The sequence below is a fragment of the Aequorivita xiaoshiensis genome (assembly GCF_022008395.1).
In the GTDB taxonomy this organism is placed as follows: Bacteria; Bacteroidota; Bacteroidia; order Flavobacteriales; family Flavobacteriaceae; genus Aequorivita; species Aequorivita xiaoshiensis.
Genome location: NZ_JAIRBB010000009.1, coordinates 63,631 through 87,801, shown reverse-complemented (window position 1 = coordinate 87,801; position 24,171 = coordinate 63,631). Strand labels below are relative to the sequence as shown.

Genomic DNA, 24,171 nt, shown 5'->3' with positions numbered 1-24,171 from the left:
CAAAAATACATATATTTATTGAATGAACTTTTTAGCACATATTTATCTCTCCGGAGATGACGACGAAATTACAATTGGAAATTTTATTGCAGATGGCATAAAAGGAAAGCGGTACCTTAAATATCCACCTAAAATTGCAAAAGGAATTTTACTGCATCGGGCGATCGATTCCTTTACCGATTCTCACCCCACTGTTCATAAAAGTACTAAGAGACTTCACAAAAACTACAGTCATTACAGTGGTGTAATTGTAGATATCCTATACGACCATTATCTTGCAAAAAATTGGAAAAAATATTCCAACCAACCTTTGGATGAGTATGTAGAAGAATTTTATGAGTTGCTTCGAAATAACTTTACCATACTTCCCGCTAGAATTCAGCGAATGATGCCGTATATGATAGCTGATAACTGGTTGCTTAGCTACGCCACTGTTGAAGGTATAGGTAAGATACTAGCCCAAATGAATGTACGCACTAAAGGAGTTGCAAAAATGAACTTAGCAGTGGTTGAACTCGAAGAATATTACGAAGAATTTGAATATGAATTTACCTCATTTTTTGATGAATTAATAATACACGCTAACCAAAAACTTATTGAATTATGAAACATTACTCATTAGTTTTAATTGTTTTATTAGTATTTGCCTGCAAAGAAAAAGTTACCACCCAAAACAGTTTCGAAAAACCTAAAACCGAAAGCAAAGAAGCTGTAGTAGCTGATAGTGCCATGGTCGTTTCAGCTAGAGAAGAAGCTTCTCGCATTGGCACAGAAATTCTAAAAATGGGCGGAAATGCTTTTGATGCTATGATTGCTACCGAATTGGCATTAGCTGTTTGTTTCCCCTATGCTGGTAATTTAGGTGGCGGTGGCTTTATGGTTTACCGCAGCGAATACGGTGAAATAGGGTCTTTAGACTATCGTGAAAAAGCGCCTATGGCCGCTACAAAAAATATGTATTTGGATGAAGAAGGAAACTTTATATCCGAAAAAAGCTCTGTTGGAGCGCTTGCTGTGGGCGTGCCTGGTACAGTAGCAGGAGTGTTTGCAGTACATGAGAAATTGGGAAGTTTACCAATAGAAGTAATTTTAAAACCTGTTATCGACCTTGCTAAAAACGGATATATTATTACCGAACAACAGGCAGAAAGACTGGAACATTACAAAACTATATTTGAAGAAGTAAGCGGTGAAAAAAATCTATTTACTGAAACATATAAGAAAGGTGACACACTTAAAAACGAAGCTTTAGCAAACACCTTGACATTAATTGCGCAAAACGGACGTTCTGAATTCTATGAAGGAGAAACAGCTAAAAAATTAGTTTCCTTTTTAAATGAAAAGGGAGGAATTATAACCCTAGAAGATCTAGCAGCCTATGAAGCACAGTGGCGTGAGCCAATTGTTTTTAACTATAAAGATTTAAAAATAATTTCGATGGCTCCTCCATCTAGCGGTGGAATTTGTTTATCACAGATCTTAAAAATGGTTGAACCCTTCCCTCTTTCTAGCTATGGGCACAACAGTGCAAAGTACATTCAGGTGCTTGCTGAAGCTGAACGTCGTGCGTATGCCGACAGAAGTTTTTACCTTGGTGATCCCGACTATGTAGAAATTCCAACAGATTCACTTCTCAATGAAGCCTATTTATCACAGCGAATGCAAAATTTTTCTTTTGATGCTGCTACGCCTTCTACAGAAGTTAAACCAGGAGTAATTATGGGGTATGAAAGTACAGAAACAACACATTATTCTATCGTAGATTCCTTTGGAAATGCAGTTTCGGCTACTACAACATTAAATTCAGCTTATGGTTCTAAACTTTATGCTAGTGAACTTGGCTTTTTCCTAAACAATGAAATGGACGATTTTAGCGCAAAACCAGGAGAGCCTAATGTTTACGGACTCGTAGGAGGCGAAGCAAATGCTATAGCCCCTCAAAAGCGAATGTTAAGCTCTATGACACCAACAATTGTTGAAAAGAATGATGAACTATTTATGGTAGTTGGAACGCCTGGAGGTTCTACAATTATCACCTCGGTAGCACAAACAATTTTAAATGTTTATGAGTTTAATATGAATATGCAAGAAGCCGTTGATGCACCTCGTTTCCATCATCAATGGTTACCCGATGCTGTTCGATACGAATTTGAAAGATTCCCTCGTGAAATTATTGAAGAATTAAAACAAAAAGGATATCCTGAAAACCTCGAAACTGATCCAATTATTGGAAAAGTTGATGCAATTTTAAAATTAGAAAATGGCAAATTGCAAGGCGGTGCAGACCACCGTGGAGATGATGCAGCGATTGGATTTTAAATTATGAGTTATTTAATGGTGAATAGCGGATTAGCCGCAACTATTATTTAAAATAGTTGGTTTTCCAAAGGCTTTAAAATCTATAGTTACCTTTGACCGCTTTAATTACTTTTAAAAAAACTGAATTACTTTATTAGGTTTTAAATTAAATTAAGAATGCAAAAGGTTTTACTCTTGTTTTTTTTTAATCTAGCTTCTAAGAGGGTTTTTTAATTATTAATGTCCGAGTAAAATAATTAGAAACTCTGTAGCGTCAAAGATTACAAGTGATTCAAACATTTTTTACCAAAAAACCGCTTGCTATTAGACTTGGCATTGAAATTTATAAATCAATAATATGTTTAATCCACTTTATCTAGCTTTCAACCTATTAAGGAGTGAGTCTTACGTCTTATATCTTTCAGCGTAGCGGTCTTTCATCCTAGTCGGACAAGACTAATTTTTAATCTTTATTCTTTCTTCCTGGAAGTTACCTCATTTCTCTAAAACAAACCGCTATTTAACTCGTTTGGATTTTTTCTTCTTCTTTATATAAAACTTCTTGTATCTGAAATAAGACACTGCACTTAACACTACTGCAAATAAGGTAATCCACCATACAAACGTTGGGGTTGCAGGTGCATCACCACTCGCGTAAGAATGAAGACCACTTAAGTAGAAGTTTACTCCGAAATAAGTCATCATAATTGAAGCGTATGAAAACAACGCCAACATGTTGAAGGTCCATTTTCCGCGTAATCCTGGTACTAATCTAGCGTGAATTACGAAAGCATAAACCATAATACTAATAAGTGCCCAAGTTTCTTTTGGGTCCCAGCCCCAGTATCTACCCCAGCTTTCGTTAGCCCATTGTCCACCTAAAAAGTTTCCGATGGTAAGTAAAACCAATCCAACAGTCAGTGCTAACTCCGTCACTACAGTAAGCTCGGTAATGTTTAATTCCATTCGCTTAAAGTTTTTCTTGGTAGTGAAAATCATAAGGAACATAGAAACTACTGCTAGCATCATTCCAAGTGTAAACGGACCGTAACTCATTACAATTACTGCTACGTGAATCATTAACCAATAACTATCAAGTACCGGTTGAAGATTTGCAATAGAAGGGTCTAACCAACTCTGGTGTGCAACCCAAAGAATAATTGCACCCGCAAACGATGTAGCTGCCACAGTTAAATCACTTCGATTACCAAAAGAAAGTCCAAAGAAAATTGTTGCCCAAGCTACATAGATTACAGATTCATAAGCATCACTCCAAGGTGCATGTCCACTTACATACCAGCGTAAAGCAAGCCCTAGCGTCATTGCTATAAATAAAACCCACATAATAACTTTGGTAGATTTTATTAAAACTCTAAGTACTTTTCGATCTTTTATAAGCTGAGCTACAATAAATACAATCATTATAATTCCAAATACTGCGAAGTATTTGTACAAACGATTGAAGATATCAACTTTATTGTAAAAAGTTTCCGCTCTCAGTTTATTTTCAGAAGGCATTATATCGGCGCTGTATTTTTTCTGAAAATTGGTAATACTCTCTAATAGCTCATCAGATTTGGAGTAATCACCGTTTTCACGTGCTTTTTTAAGGCTATCAAAATACAACGGAAGTATATTTTTAGCATACAACGAGTCCATTCCTGTTAGGTTGGCTTCATTCAATTCTGGGTATGAAACCCATTTCTTACTCTCATCATTTGGAATTGGGAAGATTTTTAAAATCCCTCCACTTAAGGCTGAGTTTAAAAGCGAAAAATTTTCGTGAGCTTTTATAAAATCCTTTTGGTATTGGTTAGGAGTATTAGTGCTTGTTGCAGCCGCTAAAAATGGTTCTAACTTGTAATTTCCTTTGTCGTCAAAAAGATCTAATAGCGAAATATTTTTTTGATCTTCAGAAACTCCCGCTACGTGACGGATACTATCGTTTCCGCGTTTAAGTGCAATTAAAGGCACTTCAACCCAAAGTCTAGGAAATTCCGTCATCGAAATAAACACCTGGTTAGCATCCAATCCTTGATAGTGGTCGCTTCGGCTTATTTTTCTTAATAATTCACTTGAGAAAGTGTTGATAGGCTTCATTCGCCCATTGTCCTGAATAATCAAGTGTCCAAATTCGGCTGCGTGTTCTTTGCTTACCGCATTAGCAACGATTAACGAATCTATCTTTGCTTTATCAACAGGTCGATGCGTTGCGTGCTCACTGTGTTGTGCCATACCACTAAAAGAAAGTAGTAATACCAGGACAGTAATCATGTTTTTCTTCTTCTTTTTAATTTTAGTCAGTGTTTTTTCAAGTTTACCAAAACGACTGTGTTTAGTAAAAAGAATTGCCATTAATCCCACATACAGTAAAAAGTAACCGATGTATGTAATCCAAGTTCCCCACCAGTCGTGGTTTACAGAAAGAATTGTACCGCCTTCATCAGGATCGAATCCAGATTGGAAGAAACGATAACCTTCATGGTCTAGTACATTATTCATAAAGATATCGGCGTCAAAATGTGTTTTATCCTCATTGATAACCGTAACCTTACTCATAAATGAAGAATACCCTTTTTCAGTACCAGGATATTTTTCAGCAATAAAATCGTTTAGTGTTATAGAAAAAGGAAGTTCAATACTTTCAGAACCGTAGGACAAATAAACTTTTAAGCCATCGATTTGTACTTCCTTTGGATTTGGCGAAGTTCCTCTTCCTCCAAGCAGTTCAACTGTTTTGGTTTCATTATCTGTAGCAACTTCAACGATAAGTGCATCTTGGTTGCTAGGTTCGTCTGCTGGAGCTTTAACCATTCCAAACTCCCCTTTAGTAATTGGATCAGGAATTACAAATGATGTTCCTGCCATACGATAAAGCGATCGCATATTAAACGGTTGAACGCTGTCGGCTACAACCTCCCCTTCCATTTGGTCTGCCATTCGCATAAAGTTTCCGGCAAACGGACTAGAAATCGTGTGATTTCCGTCTTCAGAAAAAGTAATATTTATCGCCCCATCAGTAGGTTTATTAATAGCAAAAAGAATATTGTGAATATTAGAAACATCGCCCACTTTTGCCCAGTGTTCGTGGCGTTCTCCATCTCCAGACTCAACTATCTTTATATATTCTTCGCCTTCTTCAGTTTCTCTTAAATCTTGCTTAGCGCCTTTGATGAAATTTTTATACTTGATTGTAACATCCTTGCCGTTATAATCAGTGTTTATCGTGAAGTTGTTATTTAACTTTTCAGAAAGACGAAGTTTTTTTGGTTTTACTTTTCGGCGTTGTGCTACTCCATTAACCATGTAATCGCCATCGATAAATACGTCTAGGTAAGTTTCTTCAGAAAGAATAGCGTTTTCTGTCTGACCTTCACGAATATGCATCACCCCTTCAAAGCCGATATATCTTGTTACCGCAGCTCCAACTATAACTAAAATTAGAGAAACGTGAAGCAATAAAGTGGCCCACATTTTAGGTTTATGAAGATTATATCTAAAAATATTTCCTACAAAGTTTATGGCAAACAATACCATAATAGCTTCAAACCACCAAGCATTGTAAATAAGCTCACGAGTATATGGCGTTGGCGGACTTTGGGAGTCTGCATCCATAAAGGTACCCGCTGCCATTGCAATGGCGTAAACGATAAATAAAACTGCTGTTAATTTGGTAGAGAAAAGGACGGAAGCAATCTTTTTTTGCATTTCGATAAATTTTGCAGCAAAAATAAGTAATTGCGTTCATTTAATCTATTAAAAACACATCGTACTTACACTGCTAAAACACTCGTTTATTTAATGTTATAAATTCTTGAATTTAATTCAATATTTTCGTTAAACACATTGATTTTTACCTATTAAACTAAGTAATTATTGCAGTTAATTATTTCGAGAATTGAATATGTTTAAATTCAGAAATGTACCCATATTTCTAGCTCTATTTTTGGCTATTTCGGCTGTTTCACCTTCAAAAAGTTCATTTATAGTTTCGTGCCAAAGATTAATCCAGGTTCCAAAATGAAGTTCGTTGATTGTACCGCCCACTTTTTTGTCAACTTCAACGTGAGCATGCATTGGGTTTCCGAAGTATTTTCGTTGAAAGAAAAGATTGGTCTCCCAAAAATCTGTAAGGAGTTCCAGATGCGAAGGCCAATCTTCTATAATTCCATTGAAAATAGGTCCGAGAAGTTCGTTTTTCCTGACTTTCGAATAAAAAGTATTTACAAGTAAGGATACATCTTCCCGAGATTCAATTTTCTTTTTCATTATTTTTACAGCAAAGTTATCAAAATCAGCAATATGTTTACAACCATACTTACTGTTAAAAGCCAAAAGGCGAATTTTTTATTAGTGCCTGCCAAAAGTGCTGCATTATAGCCCATACAAAGGGAGACAACAATGGTCAGTTCTATTCCCGACAACAAACTTGTACCTTGAGCCAAAATTGCCATCGCCGCGATAGAACCCACGCAACTATTTAGAATGATGGTTAAGGGAATATACATATAATAGTCCTTTGAAAATTCGTGCTGCATTTCTTTTATAGATAGATGTCTCATAACATTAGGGTTTTGTATAATTTGGAGTAAATTTACAAAGCGAACCAAGCCTTATTTTATGAGGCAAATCATAAAGAGATGATTCCTGAAGATTTATTATTAGATTATGAAGCAACACTCGAACACACAGAAGCTTCAGAAATAATCGTTCGCGAGAATACTCGCGCAGATTTCTATTTTCAAATAAAATCCGGAGCGGTAAAAATGTTTAATGTAAACGACGACGGGAAGGAATTTGTACAAGCATTTTTTTATAAAGGGGAAAGCTTCGCCGAACCACCATTATTTGGAGCGTTTAAATACCCTGCATCAGCAGCCGCAGTAAAGCGATCCGAATTTTATAAATTGCCGAAAACAAAATTGTTTGAATTACTCACTCACAATCCTGAAATTAATTTAAATTTCACAAAAGCTCTAGCCAAACGGCTGTACTATAAAGCCACAATTTTAAAAGAAATATCTGTTCACTCTCCAGAGCATCGCATTTTGACGTTGATAGATTTTCTAAAAAAGAAATATGGAGGCGACGAATTATTTCAAGTAGAACTCACTCGACAGCAAATTGCAGATTTAACAGGTCAACGCGTTGAAACCGTAATTCGAGCCATCAAACAACTTGAACAAGATGGTGAAGTGAAAATTATTAGGCATAAGGTGTTTAGGTGAGAATTAATCTAGAGGCTAGAGACTAGAGACTAGAGGCTAGAGACTAGAGACTAGAGACTAGAGACTAGAGACTAGAGACTAGAGACTAGAGACTAGAGACTAGAGACTAGAGACTAGAAAATTAAAATTTATTATTCAACTTTTTATGAAGATTATAATTAATAATAAAATCAATTTTGAAATTTATAAAAAGGCTAACTTCGCGTTATGATAAATGTGATTCTTTTAGGATTTGGCAACGTAAACAGCCACTTATTTAAAGCTTTTAACAACAGCAGTCAAGCAACTGTAAAACAAGTGTTTAACAGAAGTAAAATAGACTTAGATTCTTCATCTCAATCAATTTCATTTACTGATAAAATTTCGGAAATTAAAGAAGCCGATGTCTATATTATTGGGATTCCAGACGATGCTATTTCATCTTTTTCTGAAAGCTTGATCCTTCGAAATAAATTGGTTGTGCACACTTCAGGTGGTGCAGCTATGAATGTACTTTCTAAAAACAACAGACGTGGAATTTTTTATCCATTACAAACCTTTTCAAAACAACGAGAAGTTAGTTTTAAGAATATCCCAATATGCATAGAAGCCGAAAACGCTTCAGACTTGGAAATACTTCAAAATTTAGGAAAGACCATTTCTGAAAATGTTTCAGAAATTTCTTCCGAGGAACGGGCTAAATTACATTTAGCAGCAGTTTTTGTAAATAACTTTACCAATTACCTATACCATATAGGTGGTGATATTTTAAATAAGGAAAACCTTTCATTTGATTTGCTTAAACCATTAATTCAGGAAACAGCATTAAAAATTGAAACCCTATCCCCAAAAGAAGCACAAACAGGCCCAGCAAAACGAAATGACGTTAAAACCATTGAAAAACATTTAAATTTGTTGGATGACAGTAACTACAGAAACGTTTATGAACTTTTTACTGATGCCTTAAAAAACAATTTCAACTAAAAAAACAGAGTATTCATAGAAAAATTAGAAAATGAGTTATAAAGAATATTTAAAAAATATAAACACTTTTATTTTTGATGTTGATGGTGTTCTTACTGACGGAAGCATCCAAGTTAACACCCAAGGTGAAATGTTTCGCACAATGAATGTGAAAGATGGTTACGCACTTAAAACTGCTGTAGACAAGGGTTTTAATGTATGTGTTATTTCAGGTGGATCTAATGAAGGCGTGAGAGTGAGGCTACAAAATCTTGGAATAAAAGATGTTTTTCTGGGAGCTCATAATAAAACTGAAATTTTAGACAACTACTTAAAAACACATAATTTAAAGAAGGATAACATTCTCTATATGGGAGATGACTTACCTGATTATGAAGTTATGCAAGAAGTTGGTTTGCCTACATGCCCACAAGATGCAGTACCAGAAATAAAAAACATCTCTAAATACGTTTCACATAAAAACGGTGGAAAAGGATGCGTTCGAGATGTTATCGAGCAAGTGCTAAAAGTACACGGAAAATGGCTAATCACTGAAAAAGTTAGTGCTAAATACGATTAATTTTAGTTGAAGTTTGACACTTAACAAAAATGCTGAATTTAAAATCTAACTCTTGAATTACCTCAATCTAGTTCGATACCAAAATCTGCTTTTTATCGCCTTGGTGCAAATACTCATTAGGTATGGGCTTTTTATACCTTTTGAAGTTGATATTACACTAAGTGATTTCAATTTTGCCTTATTAGTGATAGCAACACTTTGCCTAGCTGCAGCCGGAAATATTATCAATGATATATACGATGTCGAAATTGATAGAATCAACAAGCCACAGAAAGTTTTAATCGGTAAAAAGATTTCGGAACAAACCGCGAACAATTTATTTATCGCCCTAAATGTTTTAGGTGTAGGTATAGGGTTTTATCTCGCCAACAGCATCGGTAAACCCGGTTTTGCTGCGCTTTTCATCGTTTTCTCTGCTTTGCTGTATTTGTATTCGTCTTATTTAAAGGGAATTATTCTCATAGGAAATTTAGTAGTCTCCTTTTTAGTTGCAATGAGTCTTATAATTGTAACGCTTTTTGATTTGCTACCTGCAATAACAGTCGAAAACAAAGAAATACAATCGTCGGTTTTTAGAGTAGTGCTTTATTTTTCAATTTTTGCGCTAGCACTTAATTTTATTCGTGAGATAGTTAAGGATTTACAAGATATAAACGGTGATAAAAAAGGAGGAATTAACACGTTGCCAATTGCTATTGGTAGAAAAAGAACAAGTAAAATTGTTTTTGTATTAGCAGCCCTAATGGTTTTCGGGGTTATTTATTATATGTACGAATACCTTTACAATTATCAAATTTTATCTCTTTACTTCCTTTTTGCAATTGTAGGCCCCCTACTCTTTTTCTGTGTAAAAATTTGGGACGCAAAAACAATTAAACACTACGCAATACTTTCCAAAGTATTAAAAGTTGTAATGTTTTTGGGAGTTTGTTCAATTCCGCTTTTTCAATATGTAGTTTTGGAGTAAACAATTTAAATCTTAAATTATTGGTTTCACAGATAAATCTATAAAGCCACTACACAAAGAAACCTTGAATTAAAAATGCTAAAAGAAAAATTAAAAAACTACAACATCATCCTTGCTTCAGGCTCGCCACGAAGACAAGCTTTTTTTAAGGATTTGGATATAGATTATACCATTCAAGTAAAAGAGGTTGATGAAAAATATAATTCAGATTTAAATCGAGAAGAGATTACAGATTTCCTCTCTCAACTTAAAGCATCTGCATTTAAATCACTTGAAACAAACGATATTTTAATTACTAGCGACACTATTGTTTGGAAAGAAAACAGTGCTCTTGGCAAACCAAAAGATAGTCGAGAAGCCAAAGAAATGCTGAAAAGCTTAAGCGGCAAGTTTCACGAGGTTATAACATCGGTTTGTTTTACATCCAAAGAGTTTCAAATAAGGGTAAACGACACTACAAAGGTATGGTTTAAAGCGCTCACTGAAGAGGAAATTGATTACTATATAAAAACTTACAAACCCTTTGACAAAGCAGGAAGCTATGGAATTCAAGAATGGATAGGATATATAGGAATCGAGAAAATTGAAGGTTGCTATTTTAATGTAATGGGTTTACCTACTCGCCTTGTTTATAAAACGTTAACCGAGATTGCCGAGCGCTGATTTTTTGCTATTTTTACGTAAAACCTTCGCTCATGTATCTCTTCAGACTTTTTGCACTACTTTTCCTTTCGCTATTTTTATTTAGTTGTAATTCTTCCGAAGAAAAAAAAGAGTTCTCTAAAAATACAAATGAAACCATCAAGGAAAATGATGTTGCCTACAGAAACGTATCACAGGAGTTTGAAGATTATTGGTACAGCGGAAAGGCGGAAATTACTTCGTACGATTTATCGCAAGAACGCTACAGTGAAATTAGAAAAGGGAAAACGGTAAACATTTTTGTTTCAGAAAATTTCTTACCTAAGGAACAAGTAAAAGCAGATAACGATGCCAAGGAAAACATTTCAGTATTAAAATTAAATCAAACTAAGAACTTCAATACTGGTATCTATCCCTATTCTGTAATGACGAGCACATTTAGTCCGATTTCTACTCGAGAAAATGCAATAAAGATTAGTACTAGTGTGCAGGAATGGTGTGGGCAGATTTACATGCAACTCAACAATAGAAATAATTACGAAATTAGAAGTCACTCTTACTTTGCTGATGAAGGCGATAAAAACTTTAGTTTGCCTAAAACTTGGTTAGAAAATGAACTTTGGAATCTCATCCGTATCAATCCAGAAGAATTACCTACGGGTAATTTAATGCTAATTCCTTCATTTGAATACTTGAGGTTTTATCATAGAGGAGCAAAAGCTTACAATGCTACAGCAAATTTAAGACAAGGAGATTCCATTTCAATTTACACCTTAAACTATCCCGAATTACAAAGAGAACTAAGACTATTTTTTCAAAGTGATTTTCCATATGAAATTGAAAAATGGGAAGAGGTAAATGCTCAAAACACAACGGACACAAGTCATCTTAAAACAACTGCCATAAAATCTAAGCGTTTACAAAGCGCTTATTGGAAAGAAAACAAAAATGAGTTTTTGCACCTTCGGGATTCATTGGGGTTGAAAACATACTAATATGATAAACCTTAAAGAAATATATCCAGAACTATTAGAATCTATCATTCTAATAGTAGTACTAATCTTGATAAGAATAATTTTAAAAAGAACAGTTCGAAATTTCGCCGATAAAATTGAACGTTTAGAGCACCGAACTGGTTTAATTTTAAAACACATAGATTATTCTATCTATTTTTTAGTAGCGCTAGGACTTTTCATTATTTGGGGGCTTGATTTTGAAAACTTAGGCTTAGTAATGTCGTCGGTATTTGCTGTAATCGGGATTGCTTTTTTTGCACAATGGTCTATCCTTAGCAATGTTACTAGTGGGGTAATAATGTTTTTTACTTTCCCATATAAAATTGGGGATTATATAAAAATTCACGATAAGGAAGTCCCTTGCGAAGGAACCATTGAAGATATTAAAACATTTCATATTATCCTGCATACCCCAGAAAATGAAATTGTAACTTATCCAAATAGTATGATGCTTCAGAAAGGTGTGAGTATTATTCGCCCAGAAGAAATTCAAGAGCACTTACAAAATCTCGAGAAAAATAAGGAAGAGTTGCCTCCCATATAATTTTCTCAAATAGGTATCTTTGAAAAATTATCGAATAAAACAGTACTATTTTTATGCAAAAAACATCGATTTATAGCTTTCTGCTTTTATTATTTACACTAGCTGCTACTGCACAAGCCCCGAAAAAACCAACCGCATCCGAAATATATCACAACCTCCAAAAACTAAATTTTGTAGGGTCGGCATTATATATTGCTGCCCATCCCGATGATGAAAACACAAGGCTTATTTCGTATTTGGTAAATGATGTCCACGCAAATACCGCCTATCTTTCGTTAACAAGAGGGGATGGCGGGCAAAATTTAATAGGCCCAGAACTTAGAGAATTACTTGGCGTTATTCGTACGCAAGAACTTCTTGAAGCTCGTAAAATTGACGGCGGACAGCAATTTTTTACGCGCGCCAATGACTTTGGATATAGCAAAAATCCAGATGAAACATTTGAGTTTTGGAAAAAAGAGGATGTTTTAAGCGATGTAGTAATGACCATCCGAAAGTTTAAACCAGACATTATTATAAACCGTTTCGATCATCGTAGTCCTGGTAGCACACACGGACATCACACAGCTTCGGCCATGCTGAGTTTAGAAAGTTTCGACTTGGCTAATGATGAAAAAAAATTCCCTGAATCTGCAAAAGAACACGGAGTTTGGAAACCTCAACGTTTGTTTTTTAATACCTCGTATTGGTTTTATGGCAGTAAAGAAAAATTTGAAAAAGCAGATAAATCAGATCACGTAAAAGTAGAAATTGGCAATTACTTTCCTTCACTCGGATTATCCAATGGAGAAATAGCCTCGCTGAGTAGAAGCATGCACAAATCGCAAGGATTTGGAAGTACGGGCTCTCGCGGTTCTGAAACTGAATATCTAGAAATTCTTAAAGGTTCAAAACCTTCAGATAACAATCTTTTTGAAGGAATAAATACAGATTGGTCGAGACTTGAAGGAGGAAATGAAATTGCAGCTATTCTAAAGCCATTAGAAGAAAACTTCAACTTCGAAAATCCTTCTCAAATGCTTCCGCAATTATTAGAAGTCTATCCACTAATATCAAACTTAGAAAACAAGCATTGGAGAAAAATTAAATTAGCGCAACTAAAACAACTCATTTTAGATTGTGGCGGAATTTTCCTGGAAGCAGTTTCCGAAGAAAATGAAATCAATCCTAACGACAACCTTAATGTAACAGTTGAAGCAGTTAATCGTGGAGGGAATAGCGTGGCGTTAAAATCGATTAAAAATGCTAAGGGTAAAGTACTTTGGAATACTACTGAATCGCTTCCATTTAATAACAAAAAAAATATAGAACTTACACTTCATTCAGAAAAAAACAATCCATCTTACTCCTCACCGTATTGGTTAAATGAAAAAGGAACAGTGGGTATGTATGCTGCACCAAAAAACTTAATCGGCCTTGGAGAGACCCCTGTATTTGAACAAATAATTTTTGAACTTCAATTTGGAAATACTGTAATTCCATTTACTAAGGATATCATATATAAATTCAACGACCCCGTTAAAGGAGAAGTATATCGTCCACTTGAAATTCTACCAAAGGTCACCGCTTCAATTCCTGAGAAGGTTTTAATTTTCGCAGATAATAGTTCAAGAAATGTTTCGGTAATCGTTAGAGCTGGAAAAGATAATATTTCAGGGAGTGTAAGTTTAAAACATCCTGAAGGTTGGAAAATTGAACCAAGTTGGCAAGCCTTTGAGCTGAGCCGAAAAGGAGCAACAAAAGCTTTTACTTTTAAGGTTACTCCACCAAATAATCAAAGCGAAGGGTATTTAGAAGCAAGTATAAATGCCGAAAATGAAATTTTTGATAAGGAATTAGTGCTTATCGATTACGACCATATTCCTTTTCAAAGTGTATTATTACCTTCGGAAGCAAAGGTCGCAAAAATTGATATTCAAAAGAAAGGACAAAGTATTGGATATATAAACGGAGCTGGCGATGCTATTCCAGAAAGCCTGAGGCAAATTGGATATTCGGTTACAACTATAAATCCTTCAAACATTTCAGAACAATCATTAAAAGATTTTGATGCAATTGTAGTTGGAATTCGCGCTTATAACGTGGTTTCAGACTTAGCTTTTGCACAACCTATTTTGAACAAATACGTTGAAAATGGTGGGACAATCATTGTACAATACAACACAAGCCACGCCTTGGTTACTAAAGATCTTGCACCCTACTCCTTAAAACTTTCAAGAGACAGAGTTACTGATGAGTTTTCTGATGTAAAGTTTCTAGCACCAAAACACCCCATAATGAATACTCCAAACAAAATCACTGAAGCAGATTTTGAAGGTTGGGTACAAGAACGAGGTTTGTATTTCCCTGATGAATGGGCTAAAGAATTTACACCACTTCTGGGTATGAAAGACAGTGGGGAAGCTCAAACAAAAGGCTCTCTCTTAGTTGCCAAATATGGCAAAGGACACTATATTTATACAGGTTTAAGTTTTTTCAGAGAACTTCCTGCAGGGGTTCCAGGAGCTTTTAGATTGTTTGCTAATATGTTATCAATAGGAAAGTAATTTATAAAATTATGAATGAGGAAAAACAAAAATTTGTTTGGAAAAGAAGCTTTACAATAGTACTTCTTTTAAATGCTGTATACATCTATTTGTTTTATTTACTAATGCAAAACTTCGCCTAAATGCAGCAGATAGATTGGATTGTTTTAATTGGAACGTTAGTATTTATCGTGCTTTATGGCACATGGAAATCGCGGCAACAAAAAGATACGGGTGATTATTTAAAAGGTGGAAATAACGCTCATTGGTGGACAATAGGGTTAAGTGTAATGGCTACCCAAGCTAGTGCGATTACTTTTCTTTCTACTCCGGGACAAGCTTTTCACGACGGGATGGGCTTTGTGCAATTTTATTTTGGATTACCCATAGCTATGGTAATTATTTGCTTGGTATTTATTCCTATTTATCACAAGCTAAATGTTTATACAGCCTACGAATACCTCGAAAATCGCTTCGACAAAAAGACGCGAACCTTAACGGCAATTCTGTTTTTGATACAACGCGGTTTGGCGTGTGGAATTACCATTTTTGCTCCTTCTATTATTCTTTCCGCTGTACTTGGATGGAACCTTATTTACTTAAATGTTATAATTGGAGTATTAGTAATAATCTATACGGTAAGTGGAGGCACAAAAGCCGTAAGTGTTACTCAAAAGCAACAAATGGCTGTGATTTTCTTCGGAATGCTGATTGCTTTCCTTCTAATTCTAAACTACCTTCCACTAGACATTACTTTTACTAAAGCATTAGAAATTGCAGGTACCAACGGAAAAATGAACATTCTTGATTTTTCATTCGATTTTGATAATCGCTATACATTTTGGAGTGGAATTATTGGAGGTTCCTTTTTAGCCCTCTCCTACTTTGGTACTGATCAAAGTCAGGTGCAGCGATATCTTTCTGGAAAAAGTGTAAAGCAAAGCCAAATGGGGCTAATTATGAATGGGATGCTAAAGGTACCAATGCAGTTTTTTATTCTGCTTGTAGGGATAATGGTTTTTGTGTTTTATCAATTCAACAGCTCTCCCCTTCACTTTAATCCCTCCGCAGTTAAAGATGTAAAGCAATCGAAATATTCAAGTGAATACACTGCGTTAGAGGCGGAGAAAAGTGCGCTAGATTTACAACTAAACTCAGCTCAGTTAAATTATGCAAAAGCAGAAACAGATGCCGAAAAACAAAGCATCGCACAAGAGATAAAAGATTTAAACAAAAGTGAACAACAACTTCGCAATCAATCGGTATCACTTATAAAGAAAGCTAATCCAAATGCTGAAACTAACGATAAGGATTACGTTTTTATACATTTTATTTTAACAAACCTACCACGCGGACTTATTGGTTTATTGCTTGCTGTAATTTTAAGTGCGGCAATGTCGTCGACGGCTTCAGAGCTGAATGCTTTAGGAAGTACGACCACCATAGATCTCTACAAGAGAAATGTACCAGGGAAACGTGAAAAGCATTACGTTGCCGCTTCGCGAGGCTTTACGCTTCTTTGGGGCGTAATTGCTATTGGGGTAGCCTGTACCGCAAATTTATTTGACAATCTTATTCAGTTGGTAAATATTATCGGATCTATTTTCTATGGAAACGTTTTAGGAATATTCCTACTAGCCTTCTTTATAAAATATGTGCGTAGCAAAGCAGTTTTTATTGCAGCCCTAATTACTCAAATAATAATAATTTACTTCTGGTATATCGATTTGATGCCTTATTTATGGCTTAACTTAGTTGGTTGTGTTATTGTAATGACTATAGCTGTAATCCTTCAAACTGTTTTACCGAACAATAAGAAAGAAGAAGAAATAGCTGGATAATAGTTCTCATTCTAAATTCTGAAATTGTGATAAATACGAGATTGGCTTATAAACAAGACATTGAAGGGGTTCTTTTACTTCAGGAGAAATATTTATATCGCAATTTAAGTGAAGAGGAACGGAAACAAGGTTTTGTAACCACTCCTTTTACAATTTCTCAATTGAAAGAAATAATCAGTCTTAACGGATTGTTTATCGCCGAAAATGATACTAACGAAGTTGTTGCCTATGCTTTCGCTGGAAGTTGGAAGTATTTTGAGCAATGGGATATTTTCAAGATAATGATTGCCCGAATGCCTCAACTTTCATTCAATGAAAACAAAATTACAACCGAAAACACTTTCCAATACGGACCTATCTGTATTGATAAAAAATACAGAGGAACTGGCTTACTCAATCAATTATTTGAAGAAATGAGAATTGAGTTTTATAAAAAATATCCTATCTCTATTACCTTTATCAACAAAGTGAATAAAATTTCAATTAAGGCACATACTAAAAAATTAGGTTGGGTAATTATAGATGAGTTTGAATTCAACAACAACATTTATATCAGTTTAGCCTTTGATATGAAGAATTCGGTTTTATTACAATAATCGGCTATTAGTTGTTTTATATATCAAAACTCATTCAATAAAAAAGCTGCCCTTTAACTCGGGCAGCTTGAATTAATTAAAGCATTCAAATAGAAATTACTTCTTTACAACTTTAAAGTTCTCGGTCATTTCGTTTTCAAAGGTAATCTTGAAAATATAAGTTCCAGCCGAAAGCTCAGCAACATTTAATTTACTATTAGTATACTTATGATTATTTATCACCTCTTGCCCTAGTAGGTTAAAAGCTGAGATAGTTTTAATATTTTCCTTAGAATTTATAATTAACTCGTCCCCCATTGGATTAGGGTAATAAGTAAATTTTACATTTGAGAAATCATTAATTCCAGCGGTGCCACCTATATTAAGGGTATAGTCTTCAGCCTGTCCATAAGCGTAATTCACACAAGGGTCTAATGGTGAAACATCAAAATTCTTTACTACCCGTAACAGATATTCCCCTTCTTCTAAACTATTAGGCAAAGTAATTGTTGCAGTTGCCTGCTGTCCATCTGTCCCTGTAGATCCAGTAATAGAACCAATCTCAAAAGCTTCAAATGTACTCCACTCTTCACCTGTACTGCCAGTATTGATAAAAACCGTGAAAAAGTTTTCATAAGGTCCTTCAGTATTTCCTTCCAATGCAACATCGAGTGAAGCTCCTACTTCAGCATTAATTACGGTACTAGTAAAATCTTCTAAGGCTACTGTACTGGTTGGAGATGATGTATTGTCAACATCAGCCATTGCAACTCTGGTTATTGGCTCTACAATGCCATTAATATCAAACATACACTCGAATGGTGGTGGGGTAGCAACCTCGCAGTGTAATTTAAAAACTCCTTGCGCTCCGTCTGTACTTTCAATCCATGGACCTCCAGCTCTACCGTGTATTGGTTTTCCTAAAGTTCCTGAGGTATTAACCTCCCAATAAACCTCAATGCTGTTATTTTGTCCTACGGGTTCCATCCAATATTTAGCTCCCGATGCACCTCCTTCAAAAGTTAAATCAACTTCTACCATAACTGTATAAACACTATAGGCGTTAAATGCAAATCCTATTGGTACTTGTGCATATGGCTCAAGGCCAGTAATTGTTTCCAAAACTGTACTGGCAGGAGAACCATTGTTATCGTTATAAAATGTCAAGTCTAACGTATTAATAGGTTGGAGCGTTATTATATTTAACTCTACAGAACGGATATTTAAAGTGCTGTTTGGAGCAACGTCAAAATCGTCTGCATGCCTTATAATTTCTGCACCTGCTATTTCTTTTCCATTCTCAAAATTATTGCTGTCATCTCCTTGTCCACAATCCAGAATTACTGTTTTGTTTAAATGTTTAAAGTTGGATAGAGCTTGCCCATAGCCGAAATTAGGAATCGATATCAGGAAAGCTAAAAACAGTATTAATGATTGATTTTTGAGTAGTTTAATCTTCATTGTTTAGGTTTTGTTGTTAAAATATTACCAAATATATTCATTATATATACGTAGCACAATTAGAATGTTTAGAAATAATGAGGACGGAATTATATAGGGTTAATTAATATTTTCAACAAAAAAAAGCTGCCCTAAATAGGGCAGCTTTACAAAATACAGTTTGAAAGTATTTCTTACTTCTTCAAAACTTTAAAGTTCTCAACTACTCCGTCTTCAAAAGTAACACGGAATAAGAAAGTACCGGTAGCAAGTGAAGAAACATCCACTTTACCAGCTGCAAAGTTTACTTTGTTCATCACAACTTGTCCTAATAAGTTATATACTGAAATAGATTCAATATTTTTATTAGAAGAAATGTTTAACTCATTTTCCATTGGGTTAGGGAAGTATGTGAAATTAGAACTTGTGTAGTCATTAACTCCTGCTACCCCATCAACAGTAACTGTGTAATCTTCAGTTTCACCATATCCTTGATCTTCATCACATGCCATATCCCAAGTAGCATCGGTATCTGGAACTGCTGCCACACGAACTCTCATTCTGTAGTTTCCATCTGCAGCATCTGCAGGAATAGCAATATTCTCGGTTAGAGTTTCTCCGCTTCCTGTTCCAATGTAAAAGAATTCATTTTCTTCAAAACTTCCACTATTGTCAAAGTCAATCCAAACTGAAGCCGATTCAACATCCCATCCGCCTCCTACAGTAACAGAAATTGGATAAGTTCCTCCAGCTTCAACGGTTGCAGCCATTGAAGTATAATCGCCATATCCACCAGCACTACAGTCTGTAGTATTATCTATCTCTTGGAAAGTAACATTTACAATATTATCTCCATCACTACAATCTAATGTAGGAATACAATAAAGCGAAGTCTCAATAGTAGTAAACGTAGCAATTTCAGAATATGCTGTTTCAGACGATAAAGTACAAGTAACCTCTAATCTCCACTCAACAATAACTCCACTCACTGATGGTGCAGTTGCTAAATATGTAGCGAAAGTATCAGATACAGCTCCTTCATTTACCCATCCAGCGCCGTCAGTATTAGATTGCCATTGGTATTCCAATCCGTTTCCAGTTGTAAATCCAGCAGCAGCAACTGTGTATTCAGTATCCACCTCACCCTCTTCTGGAGTAACAGTTGCGATACCAGCTTCAGGAGTTCCTGAACAATCTACGGTACTAGCTTCTTCAATTTCTAATGAGAAATCTAAAGCTTGTCCATAACCTGATTCAATTCCCATTCCGAATGGATCAAATTGAATACCACAAGGCGTAACAATTGCTTCAGAAAGATCATCAAAATAAGTTTTTGTAATTCTAACTCTTGTAGCTCCAACTACAGCATCTGAAGGCACTAAAATGTCCATACTTACTGCAATTCCATCGCCACCATTTGAATTTTGTAAAGTTCCTAATTCATAAACCTCACCAGAATCGTCTAATATATCATTTTGGTTCCAGTCTATAAATGCAACAATATTGGTTTCAAAGTCACCGTAAGTGTTTCCTTCTACGCTAAGTGTATACGTTTCACCTGCTGTAACATTCACAACAACATCAGTTTTATCTACCAATACAGAAGTTGTATCTTCGTTTGTAATAGTTGTTCCTGCAAATTCAACTTTAGTAATTTCTTCAACAATTACATCAGCAGCATCTACAATATCGCAGTATGGACTTGGGAAAGGCGCAGCCCCAACAACGTTTACCGTATAATCTTCTACTTGACCATATGAGTTTGTCCCACAAGGGTTTGAAGAAGGAGTATTAAAGTTTTTTCTGATACGCATGCGAGTTTCACCTTCAACCGCATCGCTAGGAACAACAATATCATTAACTGCTTGTTGTCCATCTGTTCCATCAGAATTTACAATTGAACCTATTTCAACATATTCTGTGGTTTCGAACTCACCATTTTGGTTCCAGTCAATCCACACTGAAAAATAATTAGTGAAATTTCCACCTGTATTACCTTCTGCTGCAAAACTATAAGTTCCATTAGCTTCAACTTGTGCTACAATAGCGGTAAAATCTTCATATCCCTCAGTACTAGACACTGGCGAATCGTTATCGATTCCTGCAAATACAACTTTAGATATTGCTTCAACAGTACTACTACTAGCATCGCAATATGAAATTTCTGTAGAGAAAGACGATACATCAGAGTAAGAAGTTTCACCAGATGCAGTACAAGTTACTTCTAATCTCCATTCTGTTACATCACCAACCTCGCTAGATGCTGTTGCTGTATAATCTTCGTAAAAAGCAGAGGCTGTACCGTGATCTTCCCAACCTGCGTTGTTTGTATTAGACTGCCATAAGTATGTCATATCACCAGCAACTGTATAGTTTTGGGCTGATACAATATACGTAGAACCTGGGTTTCCAGATGTTGGATCTACTGCTGTAACACCACCATCTGGTGTTCCTGTACATGCACTTAAGGCAGTTACTACAAATTTATAGTCCTCAAACTCACCATATGTAAAACCTGTAACACAAGGATCAACATCCCCAGATGAACTCAACCAGTGGCTTACCACTCTCATTCTAGTTTCACCTTCTAAGGCACTAGCAGGTACGCTAATAGTTCCAGTATGGTTTGTATCGTATGAAGACGATGTGTATGCTACCTCGTTAGCTACATCAAAAACTCCATCTTGATTCCAATCAACCCAAATTCTAAATCCAGCAGTTTCATTTTCAATATCTACAGAAAAGTCAACTGAACCACCTGCAGTTTGTGATAAGGTATGAGTATCAAAAAAATCGCCATATCCGTCGGTTGAAAATCCACTGCCTAGGTTTGAAATATTGTCAACCCCATTTGTAGTTGAAAAATTATCGATATACCGATCAGCGTTAGTTCCTTCTGGAACACAGTATTGGGCATTCATTGTTTGGGTCATAGCGAATGAAATCATCAACGCTAATAAAATTGACCCTTTTTTAAGTAATTTGTTCTTCATTATATTGGTTTAATTATTAAAATTTCACCAAATATGTCATTAATATATCAGAATCCAAAATGAAGACTTTAAGATTTACGGGCTAATTAAAGGCTTTTGAAGTGTTTTAAAAGATTAAATAGTCCTGTTTTTCTATTTGATAATTGTGATAATGAACAAACAATCAAATTATTAGGCTATAAAATTTGTAAAAAAATTATTATGTCATTTTTAAAAATGAAATTTTAAATAAAAAATGAAAAATTAGTAAACTGTGATGGAAAAAGTCAATTATTTATGAAAGTGATAATCAAAAAAAAACCGGCTCCAAAATTGGAGCCGGCGATAAATGTGGAATTATTTACTTATTAGATTAATCGTCAAGTAAATCAATTTTATCTTTTATGTGTTCTTTCATTGCTTCTGCAATATCGCGGTTTCCATCCTCGTCGTTAGGACTAATTTCAATTATCCCATCACCGTTTCCATCAACTGCGTTTGAAAGATCTACACCTGTAGTAGCATCAAAAACACTATTTAAGTCGAAATTAATAACAACACTATTTTGATCGTTTGATATAACAGTGTTTGTTTCTCCTTCTTCGAACTCTACCTCTAGTTCTTCTTCAAAGTCGTGCCAAAATACAAAGGGTACTCCGTCTATAGTTCCTTCCATCCTTATACTCTGCTCATAAATTTCGCTATCAGGATTTTCGTTTTTATCAAATTCAAATTCAATTTCTTCAAGACGACCATTAGGTGCATCTACTACGGTAATTACCACTGGAGTTGGGGATAATAAATCCAATTCAAAAGGACCTTTTAATTCAATCTCTTCTTCACTATTATAGAAGTTGTCATCGCCGATAATATCATCGTACTCCAACTCAATTTCTTCTAAATTAATTAAGAACTTAGACAGATCAACTACTGGACCATCCAAAACGGTGTTTTTACCTGCGTTTGACGAATAGTTAGCTGAAGCGTAAATGCCAAGTTTTCCATTTCCATCTTCAACAGGCAACGAATCGTCATCGTCTGAACACGCTGTAAATGCGCCCGCTAACGCAATGGCGAATAAAGGTTTTTTAAATTTTTTAATCAAATTCATAAGTTTTAGGTTTTAGAATTAGTTTGACTTATAACTTCTAGAACGGCCAATATTCTAAAATGATATTTAAAATGCCCTAAATTATTCTTAAATTAGTACTAAGCAAGTGTTAATAGGTATAAAGACTTTTCAAACTTAAACCTTCATGAGCTCAGACTGTCAATACATTATATCTTTTTTGGAAATGAAGCTAAAAAGTAAAGAATTTATAACGCTACTTTTTAAATACTAATTTCGAAATTCTTTTATTGCCTGATGCGAAAGCCACACTATCGTTTACAAATTCAATAGCGAAGAAACCAACTTGTGATAGTTCCTTCCAGTTTTTACCGCCATCACCGCTAAACGAAATTCCGGGTGAGCCTACCGCAACAAGCCCTTGCCCCCTTGTGCCAGGTACATATTTTACAGAAGAGCGATACCCTGGCTCCTTTCCATTTGCAATCAATTTCCAAGTTTTACCGCCATCTTTAGTTATCGCCTTGTTCCCTTCATTAAACTTTTTGTCTTCCCAATTTCCACCGAAAATAACGCCGTTCTTCTCATCTAAGAAATCAACAGAGTAAATTCCAGTCATCGCTTTTCCTTGAATAATTGGTGTTTTATATACTTCCCAAGTTTCTCCCTTATCAGAAGTATGCATAATTCGAGCTTTTTTACCTCCTGTTGCTATCCATGCATTATCTCCAAAAATGGCAATATTACTATTACTCGCCGCAAATGCTGCTTCCCCTTTTTCTACTTTCGGAAGATTTTCACAAGATAACTTTTGCCAAGTATTTCCACCATCGCGGGTAATTATTACCGACATACAGTCTGCTGTAGGGTCGCCAATTGCAATCCCTTCCATATCATTCCAAAACTTCATCGAGTCGTAGAATACATTCTCGTTTTTCTCTGAATAAACCTCCTCTATGTTAGTTGCCTCTTTTCCGTCAAAACCAATTTTATAAAGCACTGCAGGATTAGCGATACTCAAGACAAATACCGCTTCGTTTGTTGATGCTATAGATCTAAAGTGAAGTAAGGTATCTTCGTACTTAATTACAGCTAACTTTGGAATGTCGCCGTCAATTAAACCAACCTTTCCTTGATCGGCTGCAAACCAAACTCTGTTTTCATCTAGGGGTTGAATAGCGCGAATACTCAAACTGTCTATAAAAACTGGTGTAATTTCTACAGAATTAAATTCTACTTCAGGTTTAGAGTTACAAGAAATTAGTGTTAATGCAGCTAATAGAATAAAAAGAAATCGCATTTTTAAAATTTTTGGCAAAAGTAAACAATCTAAAATATCAAATATCATATACTATTTATAAATGCTTGGGAACATCAGGTAAATTCAAAACATTTTTCAACTTTTACCTCTTATGCGAGTTAAGTGTAAAAAATAATTTATAAAATATTTTTTTTGATTTCGATTTAAGTTTCAATTTCAGTTTCAAAGAGATACCTTTGCACTCGCAAAAGTTTTCAACTAATTGAAAGCC

The 24,171-nt window shown here is 35.2% G+C and carries 19 protein-coding genes; 12 read left to right on the top strand and 7 right to left on the bottom strand.

The genetic code is table 11. From position 1 onward, the window contains the following. Window positions 1-22: 22 nt before the first annotated feature. On the top strand, window positions 23-607 hold the full coding sequence (locus K8344_RS10665) for an acyl carrier protein phosphodiesterase (RefSeq protein ID WP_237608682.1): 585 nt from the start codon (window positions 23-25) through the stop codon (window positions 605-607). Continuing rightward, window positions 604-2,319, top strand: a complete 1,716-nt coding sequence (gene ggt, locus K8344_RS10660; protein ID WP_237608681.1) for a gamma-glutamyltransferase — start codon at window positions 604-606, stop codon at window positions 2,317-2,319. The genes K8344_RS10665 and ggt overlap by 4 nt, the downstream gene beginning before the upstream one ends. A 495-nt stretch (window positions 2,320-2,814) precedes the next feature. Here the strand turns inward: ggt and K8344_RS10655 are convergent, their stop codons facing one another. The 3 genes from K8344_RS10655 to K8344_RS10645 all read right to left on the bottom strand — a co-directional run bounded on the left by K8344_RS10655 (window position 2,815) and on the right by K8344_RS10645 (window position 6,860). Next, entirely contained in the window at window positions 2,815-6,006 is a 3,192-nt protein-coding gene (locus K8344_RS10655) for a cytochrome c biogenesis protein CcsA (RefSeq protein WP_237608680.1), read from the bottom strand. 174 nt (window positions 6,007-6,180) lie between these two features. Continuing rightward, entirely contained in the window at window positions 6,181-6,567 is a 387-nt protein-coding gene (locus tag K8344_RS10650; protein WP_237608679.1) for a group III truncated hemoglobin, read from the bottom strand. Window positions 6,568-6,572: 5 nt separating this feature from the next. Further along, window positions 6,573-6,860 (bottom strand): hypothetical protein, encoded by a 288-nt coding sequence (locus tag K8344_RS10645; protein ID WP_237608678.1) that lies wholly within the window; start codon window positions 6,858-6,860, stop codon window positions 6,573-6,575. A gap of 78 nt (window positions 6,861-6,938) precedes the next feature. Between K8344_RS10645 and K8344_RS10640 the strand changes: the two genes are divergently transcribed. From K8344_RS10640 to K8344_RS10595, 10 genes are all read left to right on the top strand, one after another. Further along, window positions 6,939-7,526: a Crp/Fnr family transcriptional regulator gene (locus K8344_RS10640; protein ID WP_237608677.1), complete on the top strand. Its 588-nt coding sequence runs from the start codon at window positions 6,939-6,941 to the stop codon at window positions 7,524-7,526. A 207-nt stretch (window positions 7,527-7,733) separates the two neighbouring features. Next, window positions 7,734-8,489, top strand: coding sequence for a Rossmann-like and DUF2520 domain-containing protein (locus K8344_RS10635; protein ID WP_237608676.1), 756 nt, complete (start codon window positions 7,734-7,736; stop codon window positions 8,487-8,489). Window positions 8,490-8,520: 31 nt separating this feature from the next. Then, complete coding sequence (locus K8344_RS10630; protein ID WP_237608675.1) at window positions 8,521-9,048, top strand: KdsC family phosphatase; 528 nt, start codon at window positions 8,521-8,523, stop codon at window positions 9,046-9,048. A 52-nt stretch (window positions 9,049-9,100) separates the two neighbouring features. Further along, complete coding sequence (locus K8344_RS10625; protein WP_237608674.1) at window positions 9,101-10,015, top strand: geranylgeranylglycerol-phosphate geranylgeranyltransferase; 915 nt, start codon at window positions 9,101-9,103, stop codon at window positions 10,013-10,015. 75 nt (window positions 10,016-10,090) lie between these two features. After that, window positions 10,091-10,678: a Maf-like protein gene (locus K8344_RS10620; protein WP_237608673.1), complete on the top strand. Its 588-nt coding sequence runs from the start codon at window positions 10,091-10,093 to the stop codon at window positions 10,676-10,678. Window positions 10,679-10,710: 32 nt separating this feature from the next. Then, window positions 10,711-11,652 carry a septum formation inhibitor Maf gene (locus K8344_RS10615; RefSeq protein ID WP_237608672.1) on the top strand — a complete coding sequence of 314 codons (942 nt, stop codon included), beginning with the start codon at window positions 10,711-10,713 and terminating at the stop codon, window positions 11,650-11,652. Between the two features lies 1 nt (window position 11,653). After that, complete coding sequence (locus K8344_RS10610; protein ID WP_237608671.1) at window positions 11,654-12,217, top strand: mechanosensitive ion channel domain-containing protein; 564 nt, start codon at window positions 11,654-11,656, stop codon at window positions 12,215-12,217. Between the two features lie 53 nt (window positions 12,218-12,270). After that, window positions 12,271-14,763, top strand: a complete 2,493-nt coding sequence (locus K8344_RS10605; protein WP_237608670.1) for a PIG-L family deacetylase — start codon at window positions 12,271-12,273, stop codon at window positions 14,761-14,763. 122 nt (window positions 14,764-14,885) lie between these two features. Continuing rightward, complete coding sequence (locus K8344_RS10600) at window positions 14,886-16,583, top strand: sodium:solute symporter family protein (protein WP_237608669.1); 1,698 nt, start codon at window positions 14,886-14,888, stop codon at window positions 16,581-16,583. Window positions 16,584-16,609: 26 nt separating this feature from the next. Then, window positions 16,610-17,179, top strand: a complete 570-nt coding sequence (locus tag K8344_RS10595) for a GNAT family N-acetyltransferase (protein ID WP_237608668.1) — start codon at window positions 16,610-16,612, stop codon at window positions 17,177-17,179. 96 nt (window positions 17,180-17,275) lie between these two features. On the opposite strand, the gene K8344_RS10590 is transcribed toward K8344_RS10595, so the two are convergent. The 4 genes from K8344_RS10590 to K8344_RS10575 form a co-directional block, all read right to left on the bottom strand. After that, window positions 17,276-18,619 (bottom strand): T9SS type A sorting domain-containing protein, encoded by a 1,344-nt coding sequence (locus tag K8344_RS10590; protein WP_237608667.1) that lies wholly within the window; start codon window positions 18,617-18,619, stop codon window positions 17,276-17,278. 173 nt (window positions 18,620-18,792) lie between these two features. Continuing rightward, window positions 18,793-21,591 (bottom strand): GEVED domain-containing protein, encoded by a 2,799-nt coding sequence (locus tag K8344_RS10585; protein WP_237608666.1) that lies wholly within the window; start codon window positions 21,589-21,591, stop codon window positions 18,793-18,795. Between the two features lie 352 nt (window positions 21,592-21,943). Continuing rightward, window positions 21,944-22,681 (bottom strand): hypothetical protein, encoded by a 738-nt coding sequence (locus tag K8344_RS10580; RefSeq protein ID WP_237608665.1) that lies wholly within the window; start codon window positions 22,679-22,681, stop codon window positions 21,944-21,946. Between the two features lie 214 nt (window positions 22,682-22,895). Then, a complete protein-coding gene (locus K8344_RS10575; RefSeq protein WP_237608664.1) occupies window positions 22,896-23,939 on the bottom strand; it encodes a WD40/YVTN/BNR-like repeat-containing protein in 1,044 nt (347 codons plus the stop codon). Window positions 23,940-24,171 lie beyond the last annotated feature (232 nt).